Raw genomic sequence first — 22375 nt, 5'->3', positions numbered from 1 at the left:
ACAACTCCTTAGCTTTGAACTGAGGAATTGGTTTTATTTTGAGCTTCATGCTCTAGCGTGCGAGGCTCATTAAGCTGTGTATTTGCTGCGTCTTCATCACGCATCGATTTTTTGAAATCTTTGACCGCGCCGCCGACATCTTTGCCCAAGTTTTTTAGTTTTGATGTACCAAAGAGTAAAATCACCACAATTGCAAAAATCAGTACATGCCAAATCGATAGTCCAGCCATCTTGTTATCCTCTTGTTGGTCTGCACAACATTTCAGCAGTTGTAGATGACAGTGAAGTGACCAAGATGTTGCAGTTTAAAGACAGCAGCGAAGCTTATGTTCAGTGTTACTATGCTTGGATTGAGCAGTGAGGGTGGTGTAGTGGCGTTTCTTCTTCCGATATTGGGTTTTTTAAGTGGCCTCGGATTGGCATCATTATCAGGAACCGCATCGCTCAAATCGATTTTCTCTAGCTTACTTGCACGCTGTTTTATTCCAGCCGTGATCATCTACAACATGGTGTTCTATCAAGCAGGCAGTTTAGCGCTCATGCTCTTTAGCTTTAGTGTTGCCGTGCTGATGTTTTATTTATTTCGCTGGCTGTTAAAAGATAGTTTACGTGCCTTGTGTGTCAGTTATTTGAACTTGGCTTGGCTGGGTTTTCCTTTTGCATTAGCACTGTTCGGTCCTGAAATTAGTGCAGCGATGGTGGCTCTGTATGTTGGTGGCTCTATCTTTGGCAATATGTGGGCCGTGACAGCCGTCAGTTCAGCCCAACTCCCATGGTCGAGCGTGATTCAAAAAGTGGCGATGTCACCGCCTGTATTTGCCTTGATGATTGCAGGTGTCTGTCGAATAGTTGGACTGCAGCATTTAGAAGAACATCAGATCTTAGATTGGCTCTATCAAGCTGCAAAAATTGGAATGAGTTTCACAGGGATGTGCGTCTTAGGGATGTGGCTGCGCCAAACTAAGGTAAAGTGGCATGATCTGATTAACAGTAGTCGTATTTATGCGATGAAACTCACCGTTGGCGCGGTGATCTGTAGTTTGAGTTATGCCTTTCTTCCGATTCCCCAGATCGAGAAATATATTGGGGTGATGTTCATGCTGTTCTGCTTACCCCCTGCCGCCAATATTGTGGCTTTAGAAACGCATTATCAAGGAACAGGAACTTCGGCACGTTATATTGCTTCAGGCACGATTATGAGCTGCATCGTCGTCAGTTTTTATGGGTTAATTTTGCATCTTTTTTCGCTTTAAAATGAAAAGTGAATTATAGATGCCCGCAAAGGGCGACTACTTGAGCTGTTTTCGAATCTGCCAATCACGCACGAGGGCGTATATCATTGCGATACCTATCAGGCCTGGAAATCCAACCTGACCTTGCGACAGATTAAGCATGATCGACAGCACGATCACCACTGCAAAAATAACGTAAGTGGTACGAAAGCCTGAGGTGAGCGGGTAGGTTAGTTGCGCATGGCAATGAGGGCAGCTTAGTTTTTGAAAACCAAGAAATGAGCGTGTTGGGATTTCAGTTGAAGTGTGATGGCAAGCGTTGCATATGATCTGTATCGGTTGAAGTGCCATAATTATTCTATTTTTATTCAGGGATTGGAGTTAATCTTTGGCATTAAGATTAACTCCAATTTAACTTATTTCAAACTTGCTTTAAATAATTTCATCGCCTGACCACGATGGCTGATTTTATTTTTTTCTTCTTTTGATAATTCAGCACTAGAAACGTTTAGTTCAGGCAGCCAAAACAGTGGGTCATAGCCAAAGCCATTTTCACCACGTGCTGCTTCCATCACTTCACCGCGCCAAACCCCTTGAAAAATTTGTGGGAGTGGGTCTTCTGCATGTTGGACCAAAGCCAAGACACATACAAACATCCCTTCGATTGCTTCACCCTCTTTACGGAGTGGTTTGAGGTCAGCAAGCAACTTGGCATTGTTAGCGGCATCATTTCCATGTTCACCTGCATAGCGCGCAGAGTAAATTCCTGGTGCGCCACCGAGTACAGGAACGCAAATGCCAGAATCATCTGCAATGGCTGGCTTGCCTGAAATTTTCGACGCATGACGCGCTTTAATAATGGCATTTTCAACAAAGCTTAGGCCGTCTTCGATGGCATCCTCAATGTTTAATTGACCTTGAGGAATCACTTCAACAGGCAAATTCAGTTCCGCAAACATTTTTTCAAATTCTGCAATTTTGCCTTTGTTATTACTTGCAAGCACCAAAGTGCCTTGAGATAACCAATCAGTTGAAGCCATGTGAATATTCACCATAAAACAAGATTTGAGGCTATTTTAACAAGATGCTGTGGTTGACAGGCAATAAAAAAGCACCCGAAGGTGCTTTTTAAGATTCAAAAACTTATTGCGCTTGAATCCATTTGTCTGCACGGTCACGTGCTTGACGAATTTGGTCTTGGCTTAAGTTGGCTGCCAAAGCAGTTTTCTTACCTTCAGACAAGCTAATCACTTTGTTGTCGAGCATGCCATCACGGGTAGAAAGCTCATACCATTGGTATGCACCCATGTAGTTTTTCTTTTGCTCTTCCATCATGGCTAAGTTAAAGCTTGCGCGGTTATCACCACGGCTGGCTGCTTTTTCGAAATATTGACGAGCAAGCGCTTCATCTTTTTTAGTCCCAATGCCATCTGCAAGCATACGACCTACATTAAGCTGTGCTGCAGATAAACCTTGATCAGCAGCAGCCTTATACCATGCAAAAGCTTGACGTTCATCTTTGGCAACGTCTTTACCTTGTTGATATTTAGTGCCTAAGTAAAACTGAGCACCGGGCTGACCTGCTTTAGCAGCTTTACTTAAGCTGTGAATATCCATAATTGAATATTGAGCAGCTTGGCTAGAAACTGAAGATGATGGAGCAACATAATCCGCATGGGCTTGTATGCTAAAAAGTCCAATCAGTAGCGTCGTGCTTAATAATAATTTTTTCATAGAGCGCTCACTCGATAAATTGCGACTTCACCAAATAGATTTGGGAGACGTTTACTGAGTAAACTGTCTTGTTGATCCCCATTCACGGCAAGTCGGTTAATAATCCGGATGTTATTCTCAGCACACAGCGCTTCAAAATCACGGAAAGTACATAAATGAATATTGGGCGTGTTATACCACATATAGGGTAACGCGTCTGAAACGGGCATCATTCCTTTTAATGCAAGGAAAGAACGAGTCTTCCAATGTGCAAAGTTTGGAAAGGTAATAATAGCCTGTTTCCCCACACGCACCATGTCTCTTAAGAGAACGTCTGGTGCATCTACAGCTTGCAAGGCTTGTGCCATAACCACATAGTCAAAAGACTGGTCGGCAAAGCGACTTAAACCTAAGTTCAAGTCCTGTTGGATGATATTTAACCCGCGACTGACTGCAATTGCAATCTTTTCTTGATCAATTTCTAAGCCATATGCACGAATATTGTGCTTTTTGCTCATATGTGCAAGCAGTTCACCGTCACCACACCCTAAATCGAGTACGCTTGAATCTGGTTTAATCCAACGTTCAGCCAGTTGATGATCAATACGCATTAGTTGGTCTCCTTCGGTGTTTCTTGCAGGTGTTTTACACCGCCTAGGAATGCACGTAAGCTTTTCACATATAACGGAATCGGGAACAAGAAAGAGTCATGGCCTTGTTCAGCATCAATATCCACATAGCTCACAGGCTTATGATTGCTAATTAATGCATCTACAATTTCTTGCGAACGAGCAGGGGCAAAACGCCAGTCCGTTGTAAACGAAACAACTAAAAATTGACACTTGGTTTTAGACATCGCGGTTTTTAATGATTGCTCATATTCACGTGATGGATCGAAATAATCTAAAGCCTTGGTCATGATCAAATAGGTATTGGCATCAAAGTTACGGCTAAATTGCTCACCTTGATAACGCAAATAACTTTCGACTTGGAATTCGACGTCAAAGCCATACATAAATTTACCTGACTTTAAGTCACGGCCAAATTTTTGTTTCATGGCCTCTTCAGAGAGGTAAGTGATATGACCGACCATACGGGCCAAGATCAAACCACGCTTAGGATAACTGTCATTTTCTAAATAGCGACCATCATGGAAATCTGGGTCAGACAAAATCGACTGACGTGCCACTTCGTTAAAGGCAATGTTTTGCGCAGACAGTTTAGGTGTGCTGGCAATAATCACGCACTTTTGTAAACGATCTGGATAGTCCACAGACCATTGTAGAGCTTGCATGCCCCCTAAAGAGCCGCCAATCACCGCATACCACTGCTGAATCTCTAAACGATCAGACAACATGGCTTGGGTTTTGACCCAGTCACGGACAGTCACTAATGGGAAATCAGGACCATAAGGACGATTGTCATTTTCAGGATTTGGAGAGGTCGGTCCAGTAGAACCGCTACAGCCGCCAATATTATTTAGTGCTACGACAAAGAATTTTGACGTATCAATGGCTTTGCCTGGTCCAATACATGCGTCCCACCAGCCCGGCTTACGGTCATCTTCATGATGATAACCTGCAGCATGGTGATGGCCTGACAGTGCATGACAAATCAAAATTGCATTGGATTTGTCCGCATTCAGTTCGCCATAAGTTTCAACCATGAGCTCAAAACGTGGGAGTATGCGATCGCATTCGAGCTCTAACGGCTCTTCAAAAATAAACTTTTGTGGGGTAACTAAGCCCACTGAGTCAGCTGGAAAAGACACAGGAATAATTCGCCTTAAATCTTTAGTATGAATAATAAAAGGATACCACTTGAGGGTATCCTTCTAAAGTCATTTTATTGCTATTTGATATTTATAGCATTGAATTAGACTGCAGCAGCAATCACTTGTTCAGTACTCAAAACACCTTGTTCAATTAAACGGTTAGTGCTGGCAATAATCGCCTCGATAGATGCAGTCACGATGTTGTCATGCACACCTGCGCCGAATGCAGACTTACCTGTACCTTTCACTTGAAGTTCAATTAAAGCTAATGCTTTGGCATGCGCACCAGAACTGATACTACGTTCTTCATAGTTCAAGACATCAATCGGCAACTGCAATGCATTTAAGATAGCAGAAATTGGGCCGTTGCCTTCACCACGTAATTGCTGGATCTCACCGTTCACTTCGATATCGAGTTCAATGACTTGCTTGCCATTTTCATCATGTAAGCGGTAGTTTTTCGCAGCATAATGCGTATCTTTGGCAGCCACATACGTGTCTTTAAACAATGACCAGATCGCTTGTGCAGAAATCTCAGTACCGTCTTCATCTGTTTTTTGCTGTACGATTTGCGAGAATTCAATTTGAATACGGCGAGGCAACACCACGTTGTAATTTGATTCTAACAAGTACGCAATACCGCCTTTACCAGACTGTGAGTTGACACGAATCACGGCATCATAGTCGCGGCCCAAGTCTTTCGGGTCGATTGGCAAATAAGGCATATCCCACATTTCTTCGTTCTTTTGGAACTCGAAACCTTTTTTAATGGCATCTTGGTGTGAGCCAGAGAACGCGGTGAAGACCAAATCACCAGCATACGGATGACGAGGGTGTACCGGCAAGCCTGTGCATTCTTCAATGATTGAAATGATTTCGTTAATGTTTGAGAAATCTAAGTTTGGCGCAACACCTTGGGTATACATGTTCAATGCAATCGCTGCAACGTCCACGTTACCTGTACGTTCACCGTTACCAAACACACAACCTTCGACGCGGTCAGCACCAGCCATAATGGCCAACTCAGAAGCGGCAATACCACAGCCACGGTCGTTATGACAGTGCACAGAAATAATCACACCGTCACGGCGTTGAATGTTACGGTGCATCCATTCCACTTGGTCTGCATAGACGTTCGGACCTGAAACTTCAACCGTTGCAGGCAAGTTTAAAATCACTTTGTTCTCTGGAGATGCTTCCCAAATTTCAGTGACCGCATCACAGACATCTTTAGCAACTTCTAATTCTGTTGCAGTAAAACACTCTGGACTGTATTGGAATACAAATTCAGTTTCAGGCTGTTTTGCAGCGTATTCTTTGACTTTCGTTGCGGCATTAATCGCTAATTGTTTTGCACCAGCAACATCAACATTCAACACTTTATTGCGGAATGTTGGCGAGTTTGAGTTGTAGATATGCACGATGGCACGTTTTGCACCTTGTAAAGATTCAAATGTACGTTGAATCAAATGATCACGTGCTTGAACCAAAACTTCGATGTACACATCATCGGGAATATGCCCGCCTTCGATCAACAAACGGGTGAAATCAAAGTCGATTTGTGATGCAGAAGGGAAGCCGATTTCAATGTGTTTGAAACCAATTTTCACAAGCATTTGGAACATTTTGAACTTTTGTTCAATGTTCATTGGCTCGAAGATCGCTTGGTTACCGTCACGAAGGTCGGTACTCATCCAGATCGGCGCTTTATTGATTTCGTTATTTGGCCATTGACGGTCTGGTAAGTCTACACGTTGGTACATGCGACGGTATTTTTTGCTTGGATCTGCCAACATCATGTGAAAACTCCTTATAGCACCGTGGATAAATGTCGTGGATAAACGGCAAGGTACTACTTATATAGATTGTGTCTATTCTAACAATTTACAAGTTTAATTTCGGAGTCTTTAGTCGAAAGTCGAAATAAATCTGTAAAGATTCACATGACTTAGCTTTACCGTAAGCTCGTAAATGTATAACTAAATATTAGTCCATATATTCCGGAAATAATTTCCTATTTTTGCGTCAAGATGCCATTACTGGAAAATATTTTTCTATAAAATTAGCTTTTTTGAAAAATATAATCTTTGTTGATCTCATCGACGGTGGCTGTTCCCATCAATGCCATCGTAATCTCAAATTCTTCTTTCAGTATTTTGAGTACATGGGCAACACCTAAAGCGCCCGCTGTAGCTAAACCATAAATGCAGGGACGGCCGACTAATACGGCAGATGCACCCAAGGCTATCGCTTTAAACACATCTGAACCACGACGAATACCACCATCATATAAAACTGGAAAATCCTTAGGCACAACTTTTTTAATCAGTTCTAAGGCGGTGAGAGGGGAAATGCAACCGTCCAGTACGCGCCCACCATGATTCGACACAATAATGCCTTGTACACCGTGTTGCAGGGCAAGTTCAGCATCACGTGGACTGACAATGCCCTTTAAAATAATCGGTAATGAGGTGTTTTGACTGAGCCAAAGGATATCGGCCCATGTCGGTGCGATTTTCATCAGACCGTTAAATACGGGATGGTCGCCATCGTTGAGCTCAGGCAATGGGATATGTGCAGGGGTATGCGGATGTTGCATGCCTTCAGGCAAATGGAAAAACACTCGACGTTCACGGTCACGAATCCCTGTATGCGGGGAATCAATGGTTACTACAATCGCTGTGTAAGCATGTTCTTCTGCCATCTTGACCAGTGATAATGACTTTTCGCGCTCACCTTGCCAATACAATTGGAACCATTTGTAAGGATTGTCCTGCTTTAACTCACGCATATCTGTATTGGTAAACGTACTGAGGATCATATTGCTGCCAAGGACTTCGGCGGCGAGGGCTGTTGCAGCTTCGGCATCAGGATGAAATTGTTGTTGATGACCTATCGGGGCTACAAAAATAGGATGTGGGAAACGTTGCCCTAAGATTTCGATTTGGGTATGACCTTGGGTTAGATCTTTCAGCATACGTGGTAGCAGTTGTATCTGTTCAAACTGAGACAAATTGCCACGGACACTGTGTTCATCCATCGAGCCGCCTTGCAAGTACTGCCACACCATTTGAGAAAGGTGCAGCTCAGCCTGTTTTTCGTAATCTGCAATGGTTTGCAAATGAGCTGGAATCTGAGTGAGTGGCGCTAAAATGTTATGATCAGTCATTGTCAGTTTGTCCATGTCTATTGACCTTGAGCTTTAAATTTCGGCCCATTTGCGGATAAGGTTGTGATACAGACTAGTCAACTTGACGACTTCACTATGTGCATCACCCAATTGCATACGCAAATTTTGAATGCTTTGATCGAGATTAAATAACATGTGACGCTCAGCATCTTCACGGATCATACTTTGCAACCAAAAAAATGAAGCAATACGACAGCCTGCAGTCACAGGAGTAACTTCATGCACACTGGTAGATGGATACAAAATCAAATCTCCGGCAGGGAGTTTCACTTCGTGATAGCCATAGGTGTCTTCAACCACAAGTTCACCACCTTCATATTCTTCAGGTTCACTTAGAAAAATCGTGCAGGACAAATCGGTACGAATTTTTTGATTGCTGTCGGGCATCCAACGAATGGCATTGTCGACATGGAAACCAAACGTTTCACCATTTTCATAGCGGTTAAAATAGGGCGGCAAAATATTGAGGGGGAGAGCCGCTGATGTAAAAAGCGCGTGTTGTGACAATTCATGCAGAATAATGTCACCTAAATGCTGTGTTAATGAATGGTCTATATCTAGCTGTTGGTTGTTTTTTACATTTTTAGACAGTGAGCCCGTAGTTTTTTGACCATTAATCCATTCTACTTTTTGCATTTCTGTGCGGAAGTAGTTGACCTGTTCTTTACTCAATACATTTGGGATATGGTGAATCACGGCCTAACCCTTTGGAACTGTAATATTAATGTTTTGATCATATACAAAAATAGCCTCGAAGCGAGGCTATTTGAGTCAATACCATAAATTATTTATGGTATTTATTTCTTCTTAGTATTTAAAGTTAACAGATAGAACTGCACTGCGGCCTTCTGCTTCAGTGGCATAGTGAGATGCGTAGGCTTTAGTGAAATAACGTTTGTCAGAAAGGTTATTTACATTCAACTGTAAATCCACATTTTTGTTAACGGTATAACGCGCCATAGCATCGTAGCGTACATAAGATGGAGCCCATTTGATGTTTGCAACATCACCATAAACTTTGTCTGAATATACTGCACCACCACCCAAAGTTAATTGCGGCAATATCTTATAGGTAGTCCATAATGTTGCTGCTTGTTTAGGTACATTAGGCATTTGGTTGCCATTATAAATGGCATTATCTGTACAAGTTGCTGTTGAACCTGAACCACGGCATGATTTACCATTTTTTGTTAATTCACTATTAAGATAAGTATAACCTGCCGAAATATCCCATTTATCGGTAATTTGACCATTTAATCCTAATTCAACACCATCAACTTTACTTTCACCTACATTCGCATAAGTTGTTGGGTCAAGTTGTACACGAGTATTTTGTTTTTCAGTACGGAAGATCGCTGCTGTTAAATTCAAACGATCATTTAACAAGTCCCATTTAGTACCCAACTCGTAAGTTTGTGCTTCTTCAGGATCGATCATTTGGTTATTAGCATTTATGGTTTCGCTGTTATCTCCCCAACCAGCATTTAAGCCAACAGGACTGGCAGAGGTAGCATAACTTGCATAAATTGAACCATTTTCAACAGGTTTAAAGGTTATACCTGATTGATATGTAAAGAAGTCTGAATCATTGTTAGCTGTATATGCAGCAGCTGAAGATGTAGCACGAAAGTTTTGTGCAGCTTCAAACTTGTCCCAGCGCACACCAAGATCAAGTAACCATTGTGGTGTGATTTCAATACTATCTAATAAATATACAGAAGTGCTTTCAACCGTGGCATCAAAGTCTTGGCGGGCTTCTAGACGATCTAAAAATGGTTTTTGAGTTGGATTGTTTAGAGAAGTACACCAATTGCTTGAAAGGTCTTTACAGTCGCTGTAAAACCCCGTTGAGGAAACTTTGCCATCTTTACTGTTAATGATGTTATAACCACCTTTGTCAGTTTCTTGCTTGCTATATTCAGCACCGACATTAAAACTGTGATTAATGGCACCTGTAGCGAATTTACCTGTCAATGCTAATTGATTTGTAAAGGTATCGCTATCTGTGATGGCAGAGTTTTGACGATGCCATACTTTGCCATTGGCTACATTGCCTTTGGAGTCATCAGGGTTTGTCCAAACATAATCATTTTTAGATTTGCTGTACATTGCAGTGTTTGTGAGGGTTAAGTTGTCAGTTAAATCATGTTCTAACTTGATTGTTCCTGCTTGGTTTTCTTGTTTTTGGAAGTCACGATCTTTCCAACCATAATAAACGCCTTGTTTTACTTCCGCAGGTTTACCCTGTGGTTTACTTAAACCAGCATCCCAATATGGAACACCTGAATCTGGAGTGTCATCCGATTTTAAATAGTAATAACTTAAAGTTGCACGAGTAGGGGTGTCTAAGCCAAAAGTAATACTAGGGGCAATACCTGCACGTTTGTATTCAGCACCGTCAGCTTGACCTGCTTTCTCATTCATGTGTCCCATAACGGCAACACGTGCAGCAATCCCATTGCCAAAATCTTTATTGCCATCTAGTGTTACACGTGCATAAGCATCTGTACCGCCAGCAACAGTACCTTCTAAGTGGTCGCCTTTTTTAGCCACTTTAGAAATCATGTTGATGCTACCGCCAACAGTACCTGCACCACCCATAGCAGAAGCAGAACCTTTGGTGACTTCAACTTGTTCTATGGCAAACATTTCACGGTTTTGGGAGGTTGAATTACGAATACCATCTAAATACATTGAGCTTTCAGAGCTGTAGCCACGGATAAATGGACGGTCGCCATTTGGGTTGCCGCCTTCACCAGCACCGAGGGTAATACCAGGTACTGTACGTAAAGCATCACTTAAAGTTGTGACTTGCGTGTCTTCAATCAGTTGCTTAGAAATCACTGATACAGATTTTGGTGTATCAAGAAGGGGAGCAACAAATTTAGCATTCGCAGATTTATCAACTTTTAAGCTTGGTGCCTTTTCAGCAACAACTTCTTGGTTAATCGTTGGAAGTTGAGTAACTTGCTCTTGCGCGACTGCATTAACAGCAATGACAGAAAGAGAAGAAGCAATTGCTGAAGAAACAATTTTCTTACGTGTTTTAATGAAGGCCATTTCGAACCCGATTTGGAATAGTGAATTTGTATGCGAATAATAATGATTCTTATTTGTTCTTACATCTTTGTGTAATTGTAAATCACGATAAATAATCATATTGTGATAGTAGTATTTAATGTAATGATATAACAAGTATTAATTAAGACTATGTTTTATTTAAATATTGATAAAATATATTGTTTTTTTATGTTTAATTGAGATTATAAATATAGACATGATTGTGAATTAAATAAGCATAAATCGTAATTGTTAATGCAAAAAAAACCTGCCGAAACAGGTTTTTTAGTTTTGTCTTTTATAAGTACTAAAAGTTAGAAATCATAAGAAATGGATAACCAGTAGTTACGACCAGCTAAGTAAGTTCCAGCCATTGAAGAACCAATGGTCATATAGTCATAGTAAGATGTCTCTACACCTTGGCTATTGATATAAGTTCCATTGCTTGTGAAGTCTTTATCTAATAAGTTATTTATAGAACCATTAATACGAATATTGTCGTTAAGGCTATAACTTGTACCGAGGTTAAATAAATTATACCCCTTCAACTTATTGCCAGTTGCAGCATAAATGATGCCAGCATCACCAGCAGTTTGGACTGTACTATAACGTTTACGATCAGATTTATACTCATGCTGTAACCAAACATCGAGTGAAGGATTAATATGCCAAGTAGATGTCATATTAAAAGCATTTTTGGGTACGTTATTTAGGTACGAGCCTTTATTTTCACCTTTTGTGATCTCACTTTCCATATAGGTATATGCAGCTTTAATATCCCATTCAGGGATAATGCTGTATTTCAAGCTAACTTCAACGCCCTTAGTTTCTGCTTCATTGGCATTAATACTTTGTGAAAAACTATCTTGAGTAATATGGGAACCATAGCTGACACAACCTGCTTGGTTTGGATTTGTTTCAGAGTAACAGTTCCAAAGGTCAGCTCCATCAGTTATCAGATCTTCAATTTTATTAAAGAATGCCGTTGTGGTTAAGTCAAAGCTACCTTTGTTATAATTAAAGCCTAATTCATAGTTGGTGGATTCTTCAGGTTTAAGATTAGGAGAGCCGACACCAAAAGTTGCACCTTGACCACTAACACTAATCACGCCATTGTGTAATGCTTTTGCAGAAGGTGCTTTGTAACCCGTACTTACACCACCTTTCAGTGTTAGATTTTCATTAGTATTCCAAACTAAATATGCTCGTGGGCTGAAGTGACCACCAAAACCTGAATGATCTTCATAACGTCCACCTAAAGTTAAAGCAACTGAATCTAAAAGGCGCCATTCATCTTCAGCGTAGAAAGATAATGAGTCTTTTTTGAATTTTGAGCCTATTCCCGCAATATCGTCGGCAATTTCTGCTTCTTTATATTCGGCACCTACTGTGATTTTATGATCTGCAATAGGCATGACGATATGTGTATCAGCAACAAAGTCAGTGTTTTCTAATGTACGATCTGTGCCTGCAAATGCATTTAATGGGAATGTGTTTCGTGGAATAGTACGGCCTACGGTTTCAGTAGTTGTATGGCTTACGTAAGATGACCATTTACCAAAATCATAGTTACCCTCATGTCCAGCAGAAATTTGATCACGGTTAAATTCTAGTTCGTCTTTATAACCATTAGCACGGCTCGGTGTGTCTTGAGTGCCCAGTCGATTATCATCATTTTTATAGTTTTGACTTGAATGGAAGCCATCTAACCAGAAACTATTTTTATCATCTAAGTTAAAGGATAATTTACCACCAAAATCAAAATTATCTGCTTCACTTGGGCGTGGGTCACGGCCAGATGTACCTGGAATACGTTCAGATTTTTGACGGTCTAAATAAGAACCGCGTAGCTGCATCCCTAATCGTTCGCTTATAAGAGGGCCATTTAAAACAAAACTGGTTTTTGCTGAGTCGGCTTCCCCATTATGTTCCATGAGGTTACCACTCACAGTAACATTACCAGTCCATGTATCAGACACTTTTTTAGTAATAATGTTGATTACACCACCCATTGCTTCTGAGCCATAGCGAGTAGCCATAGGACCACGAATGACCTCAATACGCTCAATTGCAGCAAGGGGTGGTAAGTAACCATTTGATGATTCACCGAAACCATTTGGAGTTACGTCAGAAGATGTTGTTTGGCGACGTCCATCAATTAAAACCAAACTATAGTCATTACCTAGACCACGCATTTTTACGTTTAAGCCGGATGTTTTACCAATACCGTCACGAATATCAATGCCCGGAATGTCAGCTAGTAAATCTGCAATGCTAGAAGCATTTTTCTTTTCTATGTCTGCTTTTGTAACAACACTGATTGAAGCAGGAGCATTCTTGATCTTTTGTTCAAAGCCCGCTGCAGAAACAACAATGGTTTCCATCTGTTGAGCTTGAGATTCAGTCGTTTCAGCATGTGCGAAACTCGTAGTAGTTACAATTGCCCCAAATAAAGCAGCGGAAAGAGGGTTGAGATTAAATTTACTCATAAAAGAATACCAAATATGGACAAGATAAATATATGAAAATAAATTAAAAAAATATCATTAAGAATAATAGTGAGAAAGTTTCTCATTTTCAATGGTGAATTAAAAAATAATCAATATTTCTTCGAAAAAAGCTGAAAAATTCTAAAAATAAGAAGGGCATCCATGCCTGAATTTATAGTGTTATAATCCATTTTTGTATATCTTTAATTGTTGTCATATAATGTGGCACTTTTTTTTAAAACTGTTTTAACTAACAAATTATCGAGGAAGCCATGCAAGTAACTTCTGAAGCGGTTTCGGGCGTTGCCCGTCGTTTAAATGTATCTGTACCGACGAGCCGTATTAACGAGCAGTTTGAAGCTCGCTTGAAACGCACTGCCAAAACTGTGAAGATCAACGGCTTCCGTCCAGGTAAAGTACCTGTAAACGTTGTTCGTCGTGAATACGGTGCTGGTATCTATCAAGAAGTTGTAAACGACATCATTCGTGACACAGTATTCGAAGCGATCCAACAAGAAAAAATCAATGCTGTTGGTATGCCAAACATTGAAAAAACTGAAATGAAAGATGATGCTTTAGTTTATGAAGCAACTGTAGAAGTTTATCCAGAAGTTGAAGTTAAGTTCGAAGGCCTAGAAGTTGAACGTAAAGCAACTTCAGTTGACGACAAAGACGTTGAGAAGATGATTGAAAATCTTCAAAAACAACGTGCTTCATGGGTTGAAACTAAAGGCATGGCTAAAAAAGACATGCAAGTAACTTTCGACTTTGAAGGTACTGTTGATGGCGAGAAGTTTGAAGGCGGCGCTGCTGAAGACTTTAAACTCGTTCTTGGTTCTGGTCGTATGATCCCTGGCTTCGAAGACGGTATCGTTGGTATGAAGAAAGGCGAAGAGAAAGTTATCGATGTAACTTTCCCTGAAGACTACCAAGCTGAAAACCTTGCTGGTAAAGCTGCTCAATTCAAAATCACTGTTAAGCTTGTTGAAAAACAAAAACTTCCAGAAGTTGATGCTGAATTCTTAAAAATCTTCGGTCTAACTGAAGAAGAAGGCGTTGAAAAACTGAAAGCTGACGTGCGTAAAAACATGGAACGTGAAGTGAAAAACGGTCTTCGTAACCAAGTGAAAGGTGCAACTTTTGATGCCCTTGTAGCTGCAAACGAAGTAGAACTTCCAGAAGCAATGGTTGCTCAAGAAATTGACCGTCAACGTCAACAAATGATCCAACAATTCACTCAACAGTTTGGTGCTCAAGGCGCTAAAGCGTTTGATTCAAGCATGCTTCCAGATGACCTATTCAAAGAGCAAGCTGAAAAATCAGTTAAACTTGGTGTATTAGTCAGCAAAGTATTAGCTGATGCTAAAATTGAAGTTGATGCTGCACGTGTTGATGCTTACATCGAAGACATGGCTTCTTCTTACGAAGATCCTAAAGAAGTAATCGAATACTTCAACAACGATAAACAGCAACGTGCTCAAATCGAAGCTGTTATACTAGAAGACCAAGTTGTAGATCACATCTTAGCTTCTGCTAAAGTAACTGATACAACTGTGAGCTATGAAGACTTATTGAAAGAGCAACAAGCTCGTCAACAAGGCTAATTTCTAGCTTTCAAAAAAAGGCGCATTAAGCGCCTTTTTTTATCGAAATTTGCCCCCAAATAAGTTGTCCTGATTTCACAATGCTTATGAAAAAAATATCTGTTATTTAATTGGGAATCTTTTGCAATTTCGACAAATATCCCTCATATTGTGAATTATGGGTTGAGTCAGAAAAATTTAGGAATAAATAACGTATGTATGTTCCAACAATTGAAAACGCACTAGTGCCAATGGTGGTAGAACAGTCATCTCGTGGCGAGCGTTCTTTTGATATTTATTCACGCCTTTTGCGTGAACGTGTGATTTTTTTAACCGGTGAAGTTGAAGACAACATGGCAAATTTGATTGTTGCCCAAATGTTGTTCTTAGAAGCAGAAAACCCAGATAAAGATATTCATTTATATATCAACTCACCAGGCGGTTCGGTTACTGCAGGTATGGCGATTTACGATACCATGCAATTTATTAAACCTGATGTTGTGACTTACTGCATGGGGCAAGCAGCATCGATGGGTGCATTCCTGCTTAATGCCGGTGCTAAAGGCAAACGTTACTGTCTTGAAAATGCCCGTGTCATGATTCACCAACCACTCGGTGGTTTCCGTGGTCAGGCATCTGACATTGAAATTCATGCACGTGAAATTCTATTCATCAAAGAACGTTTAAATCGTTTAATGGCAGAGCATAGTGGTCAAGACTACGAAACTGTTGCTCGAGATACTGACCGTGACAATTTTATGACAGCGCAAGCTGCGAAAGAATACGGTCTTGTGGACGAAGTTTTATCTAAACGCCCATAAGTTTTAAAGAATTAATTATTGGAGTGAATATGTCCGAACATCCTCAAGGACAAAAGCATTGTTCATTTTGCGGTAAAACGCAGTCTGAAGTCGGGAAACTGATTGCAGGTGAGGACGCGTACATCTGTAATGAGTGTGTGGACGTATGTCTTGACCTAGTTCAGACCAGTCAGCAAGTTGAATCAAATGACTGGGCAACTCGTCCTTTACCAAAACCGCATGAAATCCGTGCTGCGCTTGACCAATATGTGATTGGTCAAGATGTTGCGAAAAAGACCCTCTCTGTTGCGGTATACAACCACTATAAACGCCTAAAAGTTGGCACCAGTGGTAAAAAACCAGAAGACGGTGTAGAGATTTCGAAAAGTAACATCATGTTGGTTGGACCAACAGGTTCAGGTAAAACACTGCTTGCTCAGACACTTGCGCGTCTTTTAGATGTGCCATTTGCGATGGCAGATGCAACGACTTTAACTGAAGCCGGTTATGTGGGTGAAGACGTTGAGAACATTGTTCAAAAACTCCTTCAAAAAGCCGATTACGATGTAGAAAAAGCGCAAAAGGGCATTATCTATATCGATGAAATCGACAAAATTACCCGTAAGTCTGAAAACCCATCTATTACTCGTGATGTATCGGGTGAAGGTGTTCAGCAAGCGTTATTGAAAATGATCGAAGGTACGGTTGCGTCGATTCCGCCTCAAGGTGGTCGTAAGCATCCGCAGCAAGAATTTATTCAAATTGATACTTCAAATATCCTGTTTATCTGTGGTGGCGCATTCTCTGGTCTAGAGAAAATCGTACAGCAGCGTCAAGAAAAAGGTGGTATCGGCTTTACAGCTGAAGTGCGTAAGAAAGATGAAACTAAAAAATTATCTGACTTATTCCGCCAAGTTGAAGCGACAGATTTGGTTAAATTTGGTCTGATTCCTGAATTTATTGGTCGTTTACCTGTGATTGCCACCTTGGAAGAACTCGACGAAGAAGCATTGATGCAGATTCTGACAGAACCAAAAAATGCATTGACACGTCAGTACCAATATTTATTTGAAATGGAAAATGTTGACCTTGTATTTGAAGACTCAGCATTACGTGCCGTGGCTAAAAAAGCCCTTGACCGTAATACGGGTGCGCGTGGTCTACGTTCGATTTTAGAAAATTCATTGCTTGAAACGATGTATGACCTACCAAGTCGTTCAGATGTGGGTACGGTTGTCATCAATGAAGCGGTGATTAATGGTGAAGCGGAACCTGAATTTAAATCAGAACGTCAACCAAAGAAAACTGAAGAAGCTGCACCGAAGTCAGATTTAAAAGTTGTGAACTCTAAATCTGCTTAAGCGCTATTCGTCTGAAACGTGTGTAAATCCAAGATTTGCACACGTTTTTTATTTCCAAAAATAAAGGCAGAATGTTAATCTCAGCAGGATGGCGTGGATGCCTGAATGTAAAAAACTGAAAACAAAAGTGTAAAAATAAAAAAAGACGCAGTGAGGGATAATCATGCGTGGAGTTGCAATTCTACTTTTAAGCAGTGTAGCGCTGCTGGGTTGTCATGGAAAATCAGCCATTGAGCAAACGTCATTGGCTTCAACATTAAAGCCCGTGGATCCTGAAAGTAAACCGGGTCATATTGAGCAATATCGATTGGGTATGTTTACCATTGGTGGTTGGGTCAATCAGAAACAAGGTCGACATTTTCAAGAAGTGAAAGCTCAACATGATCAAGCAGCGATTGTGTATTTATATCGTCCAGACAGTAAATGGAATCGTCAAGAAATTGTGGCCAGCAGCTTATTTCTGAACAGTGAGCGTATTCCAAGTTTATTGAATAATCATTATTACTGGGTGGAGTTACCGGCAGGGAATTACCGCTTATCGTCCAGTCGCCCTTTGGGGGTGAATCATTTTCAAAAACCTAAATATTTAGACTTTGATGTTGAAGCAGGTCAAACTTACTTCATTAAATATGATGAAGAGAATTTATCCAGTAAAAGAACGGTTTCAGGGCCATTGCTGCTCATGCCTGAAAAAATTGGTCGAAATGAAATCGCATTTACAGAGTTGAAATCCAACAGTTTTAACTTTGTGGCAGAAGATCAAAACACTGGAAAAGTGCGGAAAAGTGCGCAGAAGTTGAAAGCACCTCATTATGATCCTGCGGAAGATGTGCAGTTGACCAAGCCTTTTAAACTGTGGAATCCATTAACTTGGTAATGTAATTAGCTCGTGTTTTTGAGTGTGTGAAAATATTAAATAGCGAATGTCATTGGACAAACAGCCTAAATATTGACATTAAAAAAAGCACCCGATGGGGTGCTTTTTTTAGATCTTGAATGTGGCGAAATTAGTTCGCAGCAGCATCAACTACTGGGATTTTACCAATTTTTGCTTGCCAGATTTTTGGTGCAGTCGCGTGTACAGAAGTACCATTTACGTCAACAGCTACAGATACTGGCATGTCTTTTACAACAAATTTGTAGATCGCTTCCATACCTAAGTCAGCGAAAGCAACCACTTCAGCTTCACGAATCGCTTTTGATACTAAGTAAGCAGCACCACCAACAGCCATTAGGTAAGTTGCTTTGTTGTCTTTGATTGCTTCAACAGCAGCAGGGCCACGATCCGCTTTACCAATCATACCGAACATGCCAGTTGCTTCAAGCACTTGACGTGTGAACTTATCCATACGTGTTGCAGTTGTTGGGCCAGCAGGACCAACGACTTCGTCTCCGACTGGATCAACAGGGCCAACGTAGTAAATAAATTTACCTTTTAGGTCAACTGGAAGTTCTTCACCTTTGTTTAACATGTCAACCATACGTTTGTGCGCAGCGTCACGACCTGTATAGATTGTACCGTTAAGAAGTAGTGTGTCACCTGGTTGCCAAGAGTTCATTTCTTCTTGAGTGATGTTATCTAAGTCAACACGTTTAGACGTTGATGAATCCCAAGTCACTGCAGGGTAGTCTTCAAGGCTAGGCGCTTGAATATGCGCTACACCTGAACCGTCTAATTGGAAATGCGCATGACGAGTTGCAGCACAGTTTGGAATCATACCTACTGGTTTACCCGCAGCGTGACATGGGTAGTCTTTGATTTTGATATCAAGAACAGTGGTTAAACCGCCAAGACCTTGAGCACCAATACCTAAAGCATTTACTTTTTCGAAGATTTCGATACGAAGTTCTTCGATTTGGTTTTGTGGGCCACGACGAAGTAATTCGTCCATGTTGATTTCTTCCATCAATGCTTCTTTTGCAAGCATCATGGCTTTTTCAGCAGTACCACCAATACCGATACCGAGCATACCAGGAGGACACCAACCTGCACCCATTGTTGGAACAGTTTTAAGTACCCAATCTACGATAGAGTCAGAAGGGTTAAGCATTGCAAGCTTAGATTTGTTTTCTGAACCACCACCTTTAGCAGCAACAGTAATATCAACTTTATTACCCGGAACGAGTTTGTAGTGAATTACAGCAGGGGTGTTGTCTTTGGTATTTTTACGACCAAAAGCAGGATCAGCTAATACTGATGCACGAAGAATGTTTGAGTTTTCAAGATAACCTTGACGTACACCTTCGTTGATTGCATCGTCTAGGCTCATGGTTAAATCGAATTTAACGTCTAAGCCCACTTCAAGAAATACGTTCACAATACCCGTATCTTGACAGATAGGACGATGGCCTTCTGCACACATACGAGAGTTAATTAAAATTTGTGCAATCGCGTCTTTTGCGGCTTTGTTTTCTTCACGGTCATACGCACGGCTCATCGCTTGGATGAAGTCCTGTGGGTGATAGTAAGAAATGAACTGAAGCGCATCTTTTACCGATGTGATCAAGTCATCTTGCTTGATAATAGTTGTCATACAAATATCTCTTGAGCGGGCTGATAGCTAGCGGGCTAAATTATAAGACAAAAACACAGTTGTGTGGGTATTTCGCTTAATCTTTGGCCGAAAGTTTAATAGGGTTTAACAGTGCCATGTCTCGCTGTCATAAATGGCCTGAAAATGACGTTTTCACTGTCATATTTCATGAAATATTTGTCACAAAACTAGAGAGGGAGATATGTTTTTATTTTTAAATTGTTGAAAATAAAAGATATTTATTATTTTTGAATATTTCATATTTGTCATATAACTGTCATAAAACTTTTACATAATGACGTCATCAAAGTTAGAGTGTGAAATATATGGTTACTCCAGTGTTGTCAGTTATTGGTTTTTCTCTGTTTATCGCAGCAACTTGGTTCTACGGTCAACAAGAAGATCAAGCCTAAAGCTTTATCTTCTTTTTTTTGCTTTAAATTTTATAAAAAATAATATTCTTCTTCAAATCTTCAAATCTTCAAATCTTCAAATCTTCAAATCTTCAAATCTAATCATGAGTAATAGCTAATTTTTAGTCTTTGCGTCAGTGTGTGTGATAATCATCGATGATCTTTGTTGCTTTCAAATTTTTTACAAGACTTCAATTCTAAACGTTATGATTTTAAGCAAATAGATGACAGATAAAATAAAAAATGGGTACTGTTACTATTCGTCCAACTATTGAATCAGATTGGGAGATACTGAAAAATTTACGGCTAGAAGCATTACAAGACAGTCCCGATGCATTTACAGCAACTTATGAAAAAACCAAAACTCATAGTGAGTCTGAATGGCGTGATAGAGCTGCGCAAAAAACACCATGTCAGTTTCTATTGGCATTTGACGGAATAAGAGCAGTCGGCATGGCTGGAGGTATTATTGATAAACAGCATGAATTTAATGTAGTTGCAATGTGGTTGTATGAGAATTATCGAGGAAAGAGTGTTGCTGATCTTTTAATATCTAGTCTAAAAAATATGCAGCAAACCAAGGTTATACAAAAATTGTACTTCGTGTTGAATTAAGTAATTTACGAGCTACTCAATTTTATTCTAAACAAGGTTTTATAAAAGTTCTTGAGCAATCTTCTTTAAAATCAGGCTTAGAGCTTAGTAGTCAAAAAATGGAGTGCTTGTAGTCCTTTTAATGGTCAACTTTTTTCGTATTTAAGTGCTTAAAAACAAAAAAAACTTTAATTTTTATATTATCAAATATTTATATTTAACTTTTGTTTTATTTTTCATGTAATTGTCATGGGATTGCAAGTGTATTGTCATACAGAGTCTTTAGGTTATTGCAGTATTTCTCAAGGACCAAAGAGGTTAGACGTTGAATTACAAAGCACTCATCTGCTGTATGGTTTTCACCCCCATGCTGACAATGCAGGCAGCACAAGCAGAATTTATTAAAGATAGTAAAGCAGAAATAGATTTTAAAAATTATTATTTTGATCAAGATCAAGAGCCTAACGATAAAGATTCGACAGTTTGGGGACAAGGTATTGAATTGAGTTATCAATCTGGCTTTACCGAAGGTCAAGTCGGTTTTGGTTTAGATGCTACTGCGGCAGCAGGTATACGTTTAGACGGCAGTAAAGATAAAGCCAAAAATTCGTTGATGTTTCCTTTAGAGGGTGATGGTAGTCCAACAAATTATTGGACACGTGCATATCCCACTTTAAAAGCGCGCTATCAGAAAACTGATGTAAAAGTCGGGGAGTTACGCCCTAATTTACCCATTTTAAGTCGAAGCTTTGCTCGCTTGCTCGAATCTGCCTATTTAGGTGGTCAAGTCACTTCTAAAGATGTAAAGGGATTGACTTTAACGGGTGGTTACGTCACTAAAGCAATTCCACGTGCATCACGAGATGCGTCAAAGCTTTCTATTAAAGGCGCAACAGAAACCAGTGATGGGTTTATGTTTGGCGGTGCGGACTGGAAGCCCAATAAAAATTTAACGCTACAGTACTATGCCGGTGAGCTGGATGATTTTTATGTACAGCAATTTATCGGCGTGAAACACAAATTTCCATTCAGTGAAAACCAGAGTTTTAATACGGACTTACGTTTATTTGATACTCAAGCGACTGGAGCTAATGAGCGTGGTGAAAAAGGCTATGGTGCCAAAGTAGATAATCAGACAGCCAGTGTAGACTTCAAATACAAATTTAAAAATCATCAGCTGCAATTTGGCGCGCAAAAAATTGGTGATGATGGCGATTTTCTGCATATGAATCAGGGCAGTTTAGATAATGGTGCGGATGGTACGTTCATTTATTTGCCAACAAATCGTTTGTTGCAGAACTTTACTAATGCAGGCGAAAAGTCCACATGGTATGGCTATCGATATGACTTCAATAATCAATACTTAAAAGGCTTAAATGTATCGTTCCTGAAAGTACAAGGACGTGACTTTGGTAAATGTGGTTGTGCAACTGAGTCCGAAATTGACTATACCTTGCGTTATAAAGTGCCGGAAGGCAAATTCAAAAATTTAGGTTTTACCGCTCAATACGGAAAATTCAAAAAAAGTACAGGAACCAAGCAGGAACAAAGCCGTATCTACTTGACCTATACCATGCCAATTTTCTAATCCAAAACTGATCAGATTAATTTATTAATAAGTTTATAGAGAAA

At 40.2% G+C, this 22375-nt stretch carries 18 protein-coding genes and 1 pseudogene; 7 read left to right on the top strand and 12 right to left on the bottom strand.

From position 1 onward, the window contains the following. Positions 1–8 precede the first annotated feature (8 nt). On the bottom strand, positions 9–230 hold the full coding sequence (gene tatA, locus FTU13_RS12845; protein ID WP_078189673.1) for a Sec-independent protein translocase subunit TatA: 222 nt from the start codon (positions 228–230) through the stop codon (positions 9–11). A gap of 141 nt (positions 231–371) precedes the next feature. On the opposite strand from tatA, the gene FTU13_RS12840 reads away from it, so the two are divergent. Further along, positions 372–1253, top strand: coding sequence for a permease (locus FTU13_RS12840; RefSeq protein ID WP_180128491.1), 882 nt, complete (start codon positions 372–374; stop codon positions 1251–1253). Between the two features lie 36 nt (positions 1254–1289). Here FTU13_RS12840 and FTU13_RS12835 read toward each other — a convergent pair whose 3' ends face one another. From FTU13_RS12835 to FTU13_RS12790, 10 genes are all read right to left on the bottom strand, one after another. Continuing rightward, on the bottom strand, positions 1290–1583 hold the full coding sequence (locus tag FTU13_RS12835) for a hypothetical protein (protein ID WP_180128409.1): 294 nt from the start codon (positions 1581–1583) through the stop codon (positions 1290–1292). A 65-nt stretch (positions 1584–1648) separates the two neighbouring features. Further along, positions 1649–2272 (bottom strand): RdgB/HAM1 family non-canonical purine NTP pyrophosphatase, encoded by a 624-nt coding sequence (gene rdgB, locus FTU13_RS12830; RefSeq protein ID WP_180055642.1) that lies wholly within the window; start codon positions 2270–2272, stop codon positions 1649–1651. A gap of 103 nt (positions 2273–2375) precedes the next feature. Continuing rightward, positions 2376–2966 (bottom strand): tetratricopeptide repeat protein, encoded by a 591-nt coding sequence (locus FTU13_RS12825; RefSeq protein ID WP_078189669.1) that lies wholly within the window; start codon positions 2964–2966, stop codon positions 2376–2378. Further along, positions 2963–3556: a methionine biosynthesis protein MetW gene (metW, locus tag FTU13_RS12820; protein ID WP_067763682.1), complete on the bottom strand. Its 594-nt coding sequence runs from the start codon at positions 3554–3556 to the stop codon at positions 2963–2965. The genes FTU13_RS12825 and metW overlap by 4 nt, the downstream gene beginning before the upstream one ends. Continuing rightward, positions 3556–4716, bottom strand: coding sequence for a homoserine O-acetyltransferase (locus FTU13_RS12815; RefSeq protein ID WP_078192713.1), 1161 nt, complete (start codon positions 4714–4716; stop codon positions 3556–3558). Before FTU13_RS12815 ends, metW begins: the two co-directional genes overlap by 1 nt. A 104-nt stretch (positions 4717–4820) precedes the next feature. Next, positions 4821–6518, bottom strand: coding sequence for a 2-isopropylmalate synthase (gene leuA / locus FTU13_RS12810; RefSeq protein WP_078192712.1), 1698 nt, complete (start codon positions 6516–6518; stop codon positions 4821–4823). Between the two features lie 263 nt (positions 6519–6781). Next, positions 6782–7888 carry an alpha-hydroxy acid oxidase gene (locus FTU13_RS12805; protein WP_180128492.1) on the bottom strand — a complete coding sequence of 369 codons (1107 nt, stop codon included), beginning with the start codon at positions 7886–7888 and terminating at the stop codon, positions 6782–6784. A gap of 33 nt (positions 7889–7921) precedes the next feature. Next, on the bottom strand, positions 7922–8605 hold the full coding sequence (locus FTU13_RS12800; protein WP_180161118.1) for a Fe2+-dependent dioxygenase: 684 nt from the start codon (positions 8603–8605) through the stop codon (positions 7922–7924). Positions 8606–8716: 111 nt separating this feature from the next. Next, on the bottom strand, positions 8717–10969 hold the full coding sequence (locus FTU13_RS12795) for a TonB-dependent siderophore receptor (RefSeq protein ID WP_180128411.1): 2253 nt from the start codon (positions 10967–10969) through the stop codon (positions 8717–8719). 314 nt (positions 10970–11283) lie between these two features. Continuing rightward, positions 11284–13458, bottom strand: coding sequence for a TonB-dependent receptor domain-containing protein (locus FTU13_RS12790; protein WP_180128413.1), 2175 nt, complete (start codon positions 13456–13458; stop codon positions 11284–11286). A gap of 272 nt (positions 13459–13730) precedes the next feature. Between FTU13_RS12790 and tig the strand changes: the two genes are divergently transcribed. From tig to FTU13_RS12770, 4 genes are all read left to right on the top strand, one after another. After that, positions 13731–15062, top strand: a complete 1332-nt coding sequence (gene tig / locus FTU13_RS12785) for a trigger factor (RefSeq protein ID WP_180084696.1) — start codon at positions 13731–13733, stop codon at positions 15060–15062. A gap of 194 nt (positions 15063–15256) precedes the next feature. Beyond that, on the top strand, positions 15257–15862 hold the full coding sequence (gene clpP, locus FTU13_RS12780; RefSeq protein WP_078192707.1) for an ATP-dependent Clp endopeptidase proteolytic subunit ClpP: 606 nt from the start codon (positions 15257–15259) through the stop codon (positions 15860–15862). 29 nt (positions 15863–15891) lie between these two features. Further along, the gene (gene clpX, locus FTU13_RS12775; RefSeq protein WP_111884049.1) at positions 15892–17202 is read left to right on the top strand and encodes an ATP-dependent protease ATP-binding subunit ClpX; all 1311 of its coding nucleotides are present in this window, start codon (positions 15892–15894) and stop codon (positions 17200–17202) included. A 163-nt stretch (positions 17203–17365) separates the two neighbouring features. Continuing rightward, positions 17366–18079 carry a DUF2846 domain-containing protein gene (locus FTU13_RS12770; protein WP_180026011.1) on the top strand — a complete coding sequence of 238 codons (714 nt, stop codon included), beginning with the start codon at positions 17366–17368 and terminating at the stop codon, positions 18077–18079. 130 nt (positions 18080–18209) lie between these two features. On the opposite strand, the gene FTU13_RS12765 is transcribed toward FTU13_RS12770, so the two are convergent. Further along, on the bottom strand, positions 18210–19736 hold the full coding sequence (locus FTU13_RS12765; protein ID WP_078189659.1) for a fumarate hydratase: 1527 nt from the start codon (positions 19734–19736) through the stop codon (positions 18210–18212). A gap of 656 nt (positions 19737–20392) precedes the next feature. Here FTU13_RS12765 and FTU13_RS12760 point away from each other — a divergent pair. Together FTU13_RS12760 and FTU13_RS12755 are read left to right on the top strand one after the other, a co-directional pair. Continuing rightward, positions 20393–20877, top strand: a pseudogene (locus tag FTU13_RS12760) (GNAT family N-acetyltransferase). 233 nt (positions 20878–21110) lie between these two features. After that, positions 21111–22331 carry an OprD family outer membrane porin gene (locus FTU13_RS12755; RefSeq protein ID WP_180034916.1) on the top strand — a complete coding sequence of 407 codons (1221 nt, stop codon included), beginning with the start codon at positions 21111–21113 and terminating at the stop codon, positions 22329–22331. Positions 22332–22375: the final 44 nt, after the last annotated feature.

It is taken from the genome of Acinetobacter sp. YH12064, assembly GCF_013419735.1.
GTDB classification, from domain to species: Bacteria; Pseudomonadota; Gammaproteobacteria; order Pseudomonadales; family Moraxellaceae; genus Acinetobacter; species Acinetobacter amyesii.
This window is presented reverse-complemented; position numbering and strand designations above follow the sequence as displayed.

Coding starts and splice junctions, on each gene's coding strand:
- clpX (WP_111884049.1), top strand. CDS start 15,892: ATGTCCGAACATCCTCAAGGACAAAAGCATTGTTCATTTTGCGGTAAA.
- rdgB (WP_180055642.1), bottom strand. CDS start 2,272: ATGGCTTCAACTGATTGGTTATCTCAAGGCACTTTGGTGCTTGCAAGT.
- FTU13_RS12825 (WP_078189669.1), bottom strand. CDS start 2,966: ATGAAAAAATTATTATTAAGCACGACGCTACTGATTGGACTTTTTAGC.
- leuA (WP_078192712.1), bottom strand. CDS start 6,518: ATGATGTTGGCAGATCCAAGCAAAAAATACCGTCGCATGTACCAACGT.
- FTU13_RS12770 (WP_180026011.1), top strand. CDS start 17,366: ATGCGTGGAGTTGCAATTCTACTTTTAAGCAGTGTAGCGCTGCTGGGT.
- FTU13_RS12755 (WP_180034916.1), top strand. CDS start 21,111: ATGCTGACAATGCAGGCAGCACAAGCAGAATTTATTAAAGATAGTAAA.
- FTU13_RS12795 (WP_180128411.1), bottom strand. CDS start 10,969: ATGGCCTTCATTAAAACACGTAAGAAAATTGTTTCTTCAGCAATTGCT.
- FTU13_RS12805 (WP_180128492.1), bottom strand. CDS start 7,888: ATGACTGATCATAACATTTTAGCGCCACTCACTCAGATTCCAGCTCAT.
- FTU13_RS12790 (WP_180128413.1), bottom strand. CDS start 13,458: ATGAGTAAATTTAATCTCAACCCTCTTTCCGCTGCTTTATTTGGGGCA.
- tatA (WP_078189673.1), bottom strand. CDS start 230: ATGGCTGGACTATCGATTTGGCATGTACTGATTTTTGCAATTGTGGTG.
- tig (WP_180084696.1), top strand. CDS start 13,731: ATGCAAGTAACTTCTGAAGCGGTTTCGGGCGTTGCCCGTCGTTTAAAT.
- metW (WP_067763682.1), bottom strand. CDS start 3,556: ATGCGTATTGATCATCAACTGGCTGAACGTTGGATTAAACCAGATTCA.
- FTU13_RS12765 (WP_078189659.1), bottom strand. CDS start 19,736: ATGACAACTATTATCAAGCAAGATGACTTGATCACATCGGTAAAAGAT.
- FTU13_RS12835 (WP_180128409.1), bottom strand. CDS start 1,583: ATGGCACTTCAACCGATACAGATCATATGCAACGCTTGCCATCACACT.
- clpP (WP_078192707.1), top strand. CDS start 15,257: ATGTATGTTCCAACAATTGAAAACGCACTAGTGCCAATGGTGGTAGAA.